Annotated in this window: 8 protein-coding genes and 1 pseudogene; 7 read left to right on the top strand and 2 right to left on the bottom strand. The window is 69.9% G+C overall.

Going from position 1 to position 9,589, the window contains the following annotated elements:
- The first annotated feature begins 218 nt into the window (after positions 1-218).
- The 5 genes from BZL64_RS08665 to rarD all read left to right on the top strand — a co-directional run bounded on the left by BZL64_RS08665 (position 219) and on the right by rarD (position 6,432).
- Positions 219-890 carry a LuxR C-terminal-related transcriptional regulator gene (locus BZL64_RS08665; RefSeq protein ID WP_086767743.1) on the top strand — a complete coding sequence of 224 codons (672 nt, stop codon included), beginning with the start codon at positions 219-221 and terminating at the stop codon, positions 888-890.
- 206 nt (positions 891-1,096) lie between these two features.
- A complete protein-coding gene (locus BZL64_RS08660) occupies positions 1,097-3,043 on the top strand; it encodes a 2-oxoacid:acceptor oxidoreductase subunit alpha (protein WP_086767739.1) in 1,947 nt (648 codons plus the stop codon).
- On the top strand, positions 3,036-4,157 hold the full coding sequence (locus tag BZL64_RS08655; RefSeq protein WP_425276025.1) for a 2-oxoacid:ferredoxin oxidoreductase subunit beta: 1,122 nt from the start codon (positions 3,036-3,038) through the stop codon (positions 4,155-4,157). The genes BZL64_RS08660 and BZL64_RS08655 overlap by 8 nt, the downstream gene beginning before the upstream one ends.
- A 198-nt stretch (positions 4,158-4,355) precedes the next feature.
- Entirely contained in the window at positions 4,356-5,210 is an 855-nt protein-coding gene (locus BZL64_RS08650) for an SDR family oxidoreductase (RefSeq protein ID WP_086767737.1), read from the top strand.
- 184 nt (positions 5,211-5,394) lie between these two features.
- Positions 5,395-6,432 (top strand): EamA family transporter RarD, encoded by a 1,038-nt coding sequence (gene rarD, locus BZL64_RS08645; protein WP_086767736.1) that lies wholly within the window; start codon positions 5,395-5,397, stop codon positions 6,430-6,432.
- A 92-nt stretch (positions 6,433-6,524) separates the two neighbouring features.
- Here rarD and BZL64_RS08640 read toward each other — a convergent pair whose 3' ends face one another.
- Positions 6,525-7,130: a CGNR zinc finger domain-containing protein gene (locus BZL64_RS08640; protein ID WP_244205260.1), complete on the bottom strand. Its 606-nt coding sequence runs from the start codon at positions 7,128-7,130 to the stop codon at positions 6,525-6,527.
- Between the two features lie 162 nt (positions 7,131-7,292).
- On the opposite strand from BZL64_RS08640, the gene BZL64_RS08635 reads away from it, so the two are divergent.
- Complete coding sequence (locus BZL64_RS08635; RefSeq protein ID WP_086767732.1) at positions 7,293-7,769, top strand: VOC family protein; 477 nt, start codon at positions 7,293-7,295, stop codon at positions 7,767-7,769.
- Positions 7,770-8,003: 234 nt separating this feature from the next.
- Positions 8,004-8,957, top strand: a complete 954-nt coding sequence (locus BZL64_RS08630; protein ID WP_086767731.1) for a M28 family metallopeptidase — start codon at positions 8,004-8,006, stop codon at positions 8,955-8,957.
- A gap of 33 nt (positions 8,958-8,990) precedes the next feature.
- On the opposite strand, the pseudogene BZL64_RS08625 reads toward BZL64_RS08630, so the two are convergent.
- Positions 8,991-9,589 (bottom strand): annotated as a pseudogene (locus tag BZL64_RS08625) (tetratricopeptide repeat protein); the annotation flags it as partial.

The raw sequence follows: 9,589 nt of genomic DNA, 5'->3' as shown, positions 1-9,589 counted from the left end.
CCGACTGGCCGACTGGCCGACGGTCCCCAGAAGTAAGCGCCTCGGACTCCCGCCGCTGACCGACCGCCCCGTCCCGTCCCGATCCGGAACCACCACCTCCCGTCAGGCGTTTCCCGGCCTCAGTCCACTGTTGTCCGGACACGGGTGGGGGGTTTGCTGGGATGCTGGAAGCTGTTCTGTGGATGGTGGATGGACGAGTGGCTGGGGGGCCGGCGAGCGTGGAGGTCAGGGTGCGGGTGGTCATTGCCGAGGATTCGGTGCTGTTGCGGGAGGGGCTGACGCGGTTGTTGACGGACCGGGGGCTCGACGTGGTCGCCGGCGTCGGGGATGCCGAGGCGTTGGTGAAGACGATCACCGAGCTGGACGCGGAGGGCGCGCTGCCCGACGTGGTCGTGGCCGACGTACGGATGCCCCCTACACATACCGATGAGGGGGTGCGGGCCGCCGTACGGCTGCGTAAGGCGCATCCGGGGCTCGGCGTGCTGGTGTTGTCGCAGTACGTGGAGGAGAGGTACGCCACCGAACTACTGGCCGGTTCCAGCCGGGGTGTGGGCTATCTGCTCAAGGACCGGGTGGCCGAGGTGCGGGAGTTCGTGGACGCGGTGGTGCGGGTGGCCGAGGGGGGTACCGCCCTCGATCCCGAGGTGGTCGCGCAGCTCCTCGGGCGCAGCCGCAAGCAGGATGTGCTGGCCGGGCTGACCCCTCGGGAGCGGGAGGTACTGGGGCTGATGGCCGAGGGACGGACGAACTCGGCGATCGCGAAGCAGTTGGTGGTGAGCGACGGCGCGGTGGAGAAGCACGTCAGCAATATTTTCCTCAAGCTCGGCCTGTCCCCCAGCGTCGGAGATCATCGTCGCGTTCTCGCGGTTCTCACCTATCTCAATTCATGACGATCACCAGGCGTCCTCGTCGTGCCTTCTTGGACATACTGGGCAGTCGGAAATCATGGCCAGTCAGGGCGCCGGGCCGTCTCACGGCGGTGACCGTCATGAGAATGGCCGAGGGAAGGCGACCCTTACAGACGTAGGGTTGATCCAGGGAGGGCCTTCGGGAAGGCCTTTCCCCCGGACAGCCGCCTCTAGGGAGGTCCAGTTCAGTGACCAGTCAGGTCAGCAGTCCAGCGGAACAGGCCGACGGAACCGACGGAAGCGACGCAGCCGTCGTGGGAGAGCAGCGCAAACCGGGCGGGACGAAGGACGTACGCCGTCTCGACCGGGTGATCATCAGGTTCGCGGGGGACTCGGGCGACGGCATGCAGCTCACCGGTGACCGATTCACCTCGGAGACGGCGTCGTTCGGCAACGACCTGTCGACCCTGCCGAACTTCCCCGCCGAGATCCGCGCGCCCGCCGGCACCCTCCCCGGCGTGTCCTCGTTCCAGCTGCACTTCGCCGACCACGACATCCTCACGCCGGGTGATGCGCCCAATGTGCTGGTCGCGATGAATCCGGCGGCGCTGAAAGCCAACATCGAGGATGTGCCGCGCGGCGCGGAGATCATCGTCAACACGGACGAGTTCACCAAACGGGCGATGCAGAAGGTGGGGTACGCGGCCTCGCCGCTGGAGGACGGTTCCCTCGACGGTTATCAGATCCATCCGGTCCCGTTGACCACCCTGACCGTCGAGGCTCTCAAGGATTTCGACCTCACCCGCAAAGAGGCCGAGCGCAGCAAGAACATGTTCGCGCTCGGCCTCTTGTCGTGGATGTACCACCGGCCGACGGAGGGGACGGAGAAGTTCCTGAAGTCGAAGTTCGCGAAGAAGCCTGACATCGCTGCCGCGAACATCGCCGCTTTCCGGGCGGGCTGGAACTTCGGGGAGACGACCGAGGATTTCGCGGTCAGTTATGAGGTCGCTCCGGCGGCGAAAGCGTTCCCGGTCGGCACCTACCGGAACATCTCCGGGAACCTGGCGCTGTCGTACGGGCTGGTCAGCGCCTCCCGGCAGGCGGACCTTCCGCTGTTCCTGGGCTCGTACCCGATCACGCCGGCCTCGGACATCCTGCACGAGCTGAGCAAGCACAAGAACTTCGGCGTACGCACCTTCCAGGCCGAGGACGAGATCGCGGGCATCGGCGCGGCGCTGGGGGCGGCGTTCGGTGGGTCGCTGGCGGTGACCACGACCTCCGGGCCCGGTGTGGCCCTGAAGTCGGAGACCATCGGGCTCGCCGTGTCGCTGGAGCTGCCGCTGCTGGTGATCGACATCCAGCGTGGCGGGCCGTCGACCGGTCTGCCGACGAAGACCGAGCAGGCGGATCTGCTCCAGGCGATGTTCGGGCGCAACGGCGAGGCCCCGGTGCCCATCGTGGCGCCCCGCACACCCGCCGACTGCTTCGACGCGGCTCTGGAGGCGGCCCGGATCGCCCTCATGTACCGCACCCCGGTGATGCTGCTGTCCGACGGCTATCTCGCGAACGGCTCCGAGCCCTGGCGGATCCCGGAACTGGACGAACTGCCTGATCTGACCGTGCAGTTCGCACAGGGTCCCAATCACACCCTGGAGGACGGCTCCGAGGTGTTCTGGCCGTACAAGCGCGACCCGCAGACGCTGGCCCGGCCGTGGGCGGTGCCGGGCACGCCGGGGCTGGAGCACCGTATCGGCGGGATCGAGAAGCAGGACGGCACGGGCAACATCTCCTACGACCCGGCCAACCACGACTTCATGGTCCGCACCCGGCAGGCCAAGATCGACGGCATCGACGTGCCGGACGTCGAGGTCGACGACCCGCACGAGGCGAGGACCCTGGTCCTGGGCTGGGGTTCCACCTACGGGCCCATCACCGCGGCCGTACGGCGGCTGCGGGCGGCCGGGGAGCCGATCGCGCAGGCCCATCTGCGGCACCTGAACCCTTTCCCGAAGAATCTGGGCGCGGTCCTGAGTCGTTACGACAAGGTCGTGATCCCGGAGATGAACCTGGGCCAGCTCGCCACCTTGATCCGGGCGAGGTATCTGGTCGACGCGCACTCGTACAACCAGGTCAACGGCATGCCGTTCAAGGCGGAGCAGCTCGCCTCGGCGCTCAAGGAGGCCATCGATGGCTGACACGTCCACGGAAGCCACGGGCACGGGCACGGGCACCGGCACCGGCACCGGCACCGGCACCGGCACGATCGAGGCGCTTTCCCTGGTCCCCAAGGCCGAGGGCCGCCAGTCCATGAAGGACTTCAAGTCCGATCAGGAAGTGCGCTGGTGCCCCGGCTGCGGTGACTACGCGATCCTGGCCGCCGTCCAGGGCTTCATGCCGGAGCTGGGGCTGGCGAGAGAGAACGTCGTCTTCGTCTCGGGCATCGGCTGCTCCTCGCGCTTCCCCTACTACATGAACACCTACGGGATGCACTCGATCCACGGGCGGGCCCCGGCGATCGCGACCGGGCTCGCCGCCAGCAGACGCGACCTGAGCGTGTGGGTGGTCACCGGGGACGGCGACGCGCTGTCCATCGGCGGCAACCACCTCATCCACGCCCTGCGGCGAAATGTGAACCTCAAGATCCTGCTGTTCAACAACCGGATCTACGGGCTGACCAAGGGGCAGTACTCCCCCACCTCCGAGGTCGGCAAGATCACCAAGTCGACGCCGATGGGCTCGCTGGACGCGCCCTTCAACCCGGTGTCGCTGGCCATCGGCGCGGAGGCGTCGTTCGTGGCGCGCACGATCGACTCCGACCGCAAGCATCTGACGGAGGTGCTGCGTCAGGCCGCGGCCCATCCGGGCACGGCGCTGGTGGAGATCTACCAGAACTGCAACATCTTCAACGACGGAGCCTTCGAGGCGCTCAAGGACCGGCAGTCGGCAGAGGAGGCGGTGATCCGGCTGGAGCACGGACAGCCGATCCGGTTCGGCGGCGACCGGTCGAGGGGCGTCGTGCGGAACCGGTTGACCGGCGATCTGGAGGTGGTGACGGTGACCCCGGAGAACGAGTCCGAGATCCTGGTCCACGACGCGCACTCCGCGTCCCCGACCACCGCCTTCGCACTGTCCCGGCTGGCCGACTCGGACACCCTGCACCACACCCCCATCGGCGTCCTGCGCTCCGTCGAGCGTCCGGTCTACGACACCCAGATGAGCGACCAGCTCGACGAGGCGATCGAGCGGCACGGCAAGGGGGATCTGGCGTCGCTGCTGGCCGGCGGGGACACCTGGACGGTCGTCGGCTGACCCATCAGGCGCTTACGTCCGCCTCGCACCCACAGAGGCCCGGAACCACAAAGGTTCCGGGCCTCTGCGTCTGCGTAGGCCTCTCATGCCGCCCACTTACCTGAATGCCAGTACCTTACTTCAAAGTGGGTACTTTCCAAGAGTTAGCGCACGCCTTAGGGTTAGTTGCAGACCGCACCCCCCAAGGAGTTCTGAACCATGAGCATTGTCGTCACCGGAGCCACCGGACACCTCGGCCGTCACGTCGTGGAGCAGTTGCTGGAGAAGGTCCCCGCGGAGGGGATCACGGCCGTCGTGCGCGACAAGGCCAAGGCCGCGGACCTCGCCGAGCGCGGCGTGAAGCTCGCGGTCGCCGACTACAGCGCCCCCGAGACGTTCGACGGCCTGTTCGCCGCCGGTGACAAGGTGCTCCTCATCTCGGGCAGCGAGGTCGACAAGGACCGCCCGGCCCAGCACCAGGTCGTCATCGACGCCGCGAAGGCGGCCGGCGTCGCGCTGCTGGCGTACACCAGCGCGCCCGGCGCCCTGAGCGCCGCGCTGGCCGACGACCACCGCGCCACCGAGAAGGCGCTGCTCGCCTCCGGGCTGCCCTACTCCCTGCTGCGCAACGGCTGGTACCACGAGAACTACACCGAGAACCTCGCCCCGGTGCTGGAGCACAACGCCGTCGTCGCCGCCGCCGGCGAGGGCCTCGTCTCCTCCGCCGCCCGCGCGGACTACGCGGCTGCCGCGGTCGCCGTACTGACCGGCGAGGGGCACGAGAACACGACGTACGAGCTGGGCGGCGACGAGGCGTGGAGCTTCGCGGAGTACGCGGCCGAGCTGAGCCGGCAGACGGGCAAGGAGATCGGCTACAGCGCCGTGCCCGCCGAGACCCTGATCGGCATCCTGACCGGCGCCGGACTGCCCGAGCCGTTCGCCGCGATCCTGGCCGGCGTGGACACTTCGATCGCGAAGGGCGAGCTGGTCGTCTCCAGCGGTGACCTGTCCCGCCTGGCGGGCCGTCCGACCACTCCGCTGTCCGAGGCGATCGCCGCCGCACTGAAGGACTGACCTCGGGCCTCCCACCCGAGGCTCGCCGTCCCGCCCGAGGGCCGTTACTCCCCCGTTCCGGGCTCCCGGGCTCCCGACCCCCGCCTGTCACGACCGTATGGCGATACGGACATGACAGGCGGGGGTTTCCGGCGTTACCTTCGACCACGTATGCCTGTCGTGAGGTCGTGAGAAGGAGGGGCCCGTGACCGGGACGTCCAAGGGTGGTGAGGGCCGGATCGGCCTGCTGAACGGTTTCGCCGCCTACGGGATGTGGGGCCTCGTCCCCCTCTTCTGGCCGCTGCTCAAGCCAGCGGGCGCGGCCGAGATCCTCGCCCACCGCATGGTGTGGTCCCTCGCCTTCGTCGCCGTCGCGCTGATCGTCATACGCCGCTGGCAGTGGGCCGGTGAGCTGCTGCGCCAGCCGCGCAGGCTCGCGCTCGTCACGGTCGCCGCCGCCGTCATCACGGTGAACTGGGGCGTCTACATCTGGGCCGTGAACAGCGGCCACGTCGTCGAGGCGTCGCTGGGCTACTTCATCAACCCGCTGGTCACCATCGCCATAGGCGTCCTGCTCCTGAAGGAGCGGCTGCGACCCGTGCAGTGGGTGGCGGTCGGCATCGGCCTCGCCGCCGTCCTCGTGCTGACCATCGGGTACGGCCGCCCGCCGTGGATCTCGCTCTGCCTCGCCTTCTCCTTCGCCATCTACGGGCTGGTGAAGAAGAAGGTCAACCTCGGCGGGGTCGAGTCGCTGGCCGCCGAGACGGCGATCCAGTTCCTGCCCGCGCTCGCCTATCTGCTGTGGCTGGCCGGCCACGGCGGCTCCACCTTCACCGGTGAGGGCCTCGGGCACTCGGCCCTCCTCGCCTCCACCGGCATCGTCACAGCGCTCCCGCTGGTCTGCTTCGGCGCGGCGGCGATACGGGTGCCGCTGTCCACGCTGGGCCTGTTGCAGTACATGGCGCCGGTGTTCCAGTTCCTCCTCGGCATCCTCTACTTCGGCGAGGCCATGCCGCCCGAGCGCTGGGCCGGCTTCGCGCTGGTCTGGCTGGCGCTGGTGCTGCTCACCGGGGACGCGTGGCGCTCCTCGGTCCGTACGGCGCGTACGGCACGGTCGGCGCGGACCGCATTGGCACTCGCCGCCGAGACCGGGACGCCCGGCACCGCCGGTCCCGCACCGAAGGCTGAGAGCGTGCCTTCCGCTGTCGAGGCGCCGGACGTCTCCCCCCTCGCCAAGCCGTAGACGACGGTCACCCTGAGGGTCCTGGCGGGTGGCCAGCTCTCCGTGAGGGTCCTGGCGGATGGCTAGCCCTCCGTGGGGCTCCGAGCGGATGGCTAGCCCTCCGTGGTGCTCCGAGCGGGTGGCCGGCTCTCCGTGAGGCGCCCGCGCGCCCGGTGTGCGCGTACCTTCTCGCGGTTGCCGCAGTGTTCCATCGCGCACCAGCGGCGGCGGCCGGGGCGGGAGGTGTCGACGAACAGCAGGCGGCAGTCGTGCGCGGCGCACTCGCGGACCCGGTGCCCGTGCGGGCCGCTGAAGAGGTCGATCGCGTCGCGGGCGACCGTCGAGAGCAGGTGGGTGCCGGTGGCGCCGGGCGCCCAGGCACGGGTTCCGTCCGGGGTGAGCCGGGAGACGAGCGGGGGCTCGGCCGCGGCCTCGTTGAGGGCGTCGAGGTGCTCCGGCCGCTGCGGGCGGCCGTGCGCCCGGTCGGCGGTGAGGAGGAGGAGGGCGTCCCGGACCTCCCGTACCCGGCGCACCTCACTTTCGGACACAGCGACTTCCAGCCCTTCGGGCAGGCGGCTGCGGGCTGCCCAGGCGACGAGGTCGGCGGGTTCGTGCAGCACCTCGTAGCGAGCGAGGGCGCCGGGGCCACCGGTGGGCAGCAGCTCCAGGCAGAGGGCGCCCGGATCGAAGCGGTAGGGCGTGCCGTCGTGCGAGACCAGGGTCAGGCCGGGCGGCCGACCGGGTGACGACGGCCGGCCGGTCGGCGATGCCGGCGACGCAGGCGAACCCGGCGATGCCGACGATGTGGCTGCCTCCGATGTTTTCGGATGCTCCGGCGTTTCCGTTGCCCGCGCGCTCATGTAACCAATATAACTGGTTACATGAGCGAGACACCCGCAACGGAACCCACGCCCGTCCACTGGAAACTCGTCGTCGACTCCCTCGACCCGCACACTCAGGCGGACTTCTGGGCCGCCGCGCTGCACTACACGGTCGAGGACAACAGCGCGCTCATCGAGCGGCTGCTGGGACTCGGCGCACTGCCCGGCGCGGCCACCCTGGAGCACCACGGCCGCCCGGCCTTTCGGGACCTGATCGCCGTACGGCATCCCGCGGACCCCTTCGACGCGGAGAGCGGCACCGGGCTGGGGCGGCGGTTGCTGTTCCAGCGGGTGCCGGAGCACAAGACGGTAAAGAACCGGCTCCACCTCGACCTGCACCCCGGTGCGGGGCGGCGGGAGGGGGAGGTCGAGCGGCTCACAGCGCTCGGCGCGAGCGTGCTGCGGGAGGTGAAGGAACCGTCCGGGGCATGGGTGGTGATGGCGGACCCGGAGGGGAACGAGTTCTGCGTGCACTGAGCCGGGCGAAGGCGGAATCAGACCCGGAACCAAGGGGTCACGGCGGCCGGGTGAAGGCGGGGCCAGACGGTCACGGCCGCCGGGCGGCGAGCGGCTCCGTTATGTGAACTCCTTGTCCAGATAGCGCTCTTGACGAAGAGTTGGCCACAGCTTCACCATCCAGGCACCCCATTCACTGTGGGTTCCCTGTGGCCAACCCACCGGGGACCCCTCTGGAACTCGGAGCCCCCCACCATGAAGCTCTCCGTTTCCGGGCGGGCCACGGCGACCGCCGTCGTCGCCGCCGCCACGCTGCTCGCCACCGGATCCATAGCCGGCGCGGCGCCCGCCCCCGAGCCCGTCGCGATCGCCGCCGCACCCGACATCCCGGTGACCGCCGTCAAGGCGCACCTGACCCAGCTCCAGTCCATCGCCACCGCCAACGGCGGCAACCGCGCCCACGGCCGCACCGGCTACCGGGCCTCCCTGGACTATGTGAAGGCCAAGCTGGACGCCGCCGGATTCACCACCACGATCCAGCAGTTCACCGCGTCCGGCCGGGTCGGCTACAACCTGATCGCCGACTGGCCCGGCGGCGACACCAACCAGGTCGTCATGGCCGGTTCGCACCTCGACAGTGTCAGCTCCGGCGCCGGGATCAACGACAACGGGACCGGCTCGGCGGCCGTACTGGAGGCCGCCCTCACCGTCGCCCGCACCGGCTACCAGCCCACCAAGCACCTGAGATTCGCCTGGTGGGGCGCCGAGGAACTCGGACTGGTCGGCTCCCGCTACTACGTCAACAGCCTGTCCTCCGCGAACCGCGCCAGGATCAGCGGGTACCTCAACTTCGACATGATCGGCTCGCCGAACCCCGGCTACTTCGTCTACGACGACGACCCGGCCATCGAGAAGACCTTCAAGGACTACTTCGCGGGCATCGGCGTCGCCACCGAGATCGAGACCGAGGGCGACGGCCGCTCCGACCACGCGCCCTTCAAGAGCGCGGGCGTCCCGGTCGGCGGCCTGTTCACCGGGGCGAGCCGCGCGAAGACGGCGGCACAGGTGACCAAGTGGGGCGGTACGGCCGGCCAGGCCTTCGACCGCTGCTACCACTCCTCCTGCGACACCACCGCCAACGTCAACGACACCGCCCTCAACCGCAACGCGGACGCGCTCGCGCACGCGGTGTGGACGTTGTCGCAGTAGGTCTGCGGCTCACCCTGCGGGCGGGCCCGCACGCTATCCCTGCGGGCCCGCGCCCGAGTCGCGGGCCCGTCGGGCCAGCCGGGTCATGCGGGACGTGGCCGACTCCAGTTCCTCGGCGTCCTCGGCGGCGGGTCCGCCCTCGGTGACCAACTCGGTCCACAGGGTGAGGAGTTCGGTGCCGAGGTTGAGGCCCTGGAAGGGGTCCCGCACGGCCCGCCAGGCCGTCGCCGCGCTCTGTACGTTGCCGTACGAGGCCTCCGCGTCCCGGTTGCCGTGGTGGATACGGGCCAGGTCGAGCGACAGGTGGAAGGAGCGGACCGGGTCACCGGCCAAGTAGGCGATGTACGCGGCGAGTTCGCGCAGCCGGAGCACCTCGGGGTGCTCCGGTCCCAGCGTCGCCGACGCCTCGGTCACCGTCCGCTCCGCGAGCGCCGCGGCCGTGTCCGTGCGACCCGCCCGCACCGCCTCGTTGATCCGCGCCATCGGCTCGCCGAGCAGCGCGGGCGCCCCGTCGACGCCGGGAAGCGAGCGCGGATCCTCTCCGAGCACGGCCTCCGCCACGGCGTCGAAGCCTCGGGCGGGGGTCGGCTTGGTGTCCGGTTCGGGGTCGAACCCCAGGGCCTCTTCGGGGG

It is taken from the genome of Streptomyces bobili (assembly GCF_002154575.1).
GTDB lineage: Bacteria > Actinomycetota > Actinomycetes > Streptomycetales > Streptomycetaceae > Streptomyces > Streptomyces bobili.
Note: the sequence above shows the minus strand (reverse complement) of the source record. Positions and strands in the feature narration are given on the sequence as shown.

What these genes read in the sequence shown, in the direction of transcription:
- BZL64_RS08630 (WP_086767731.1), top strand. Translation starts at nt 8,004, where the DNA reads ATGAAGCTCTCCGTTTCCGGGCGGGCCACGGCGACCGCCGTCGTCGCC.
- BZL64_RS08655 (WP_425276025.1), top strand. Translation starts at nt 3,036, where the DNA reads ATGGCTGACACGTCCACGGAAGCCACGGGCACGGGCACGGGCACCGGC.
- BZL64_RS08650 (WP_086767737.1), top strand. Translation starts at nt 4,356, where the DNA reads ATGAGCATTGTCGTCACCGGAGCCACCGGACACCTCGGCCGTCACGTC.
- BZL64_RS08635 (WP_086767732.1), top strand. Translation starts at nt 7,293, where the DNA reads ATGAGCGAGACACCCGCAACGGAACCCACGCCCGTCCACTGGAAACTC.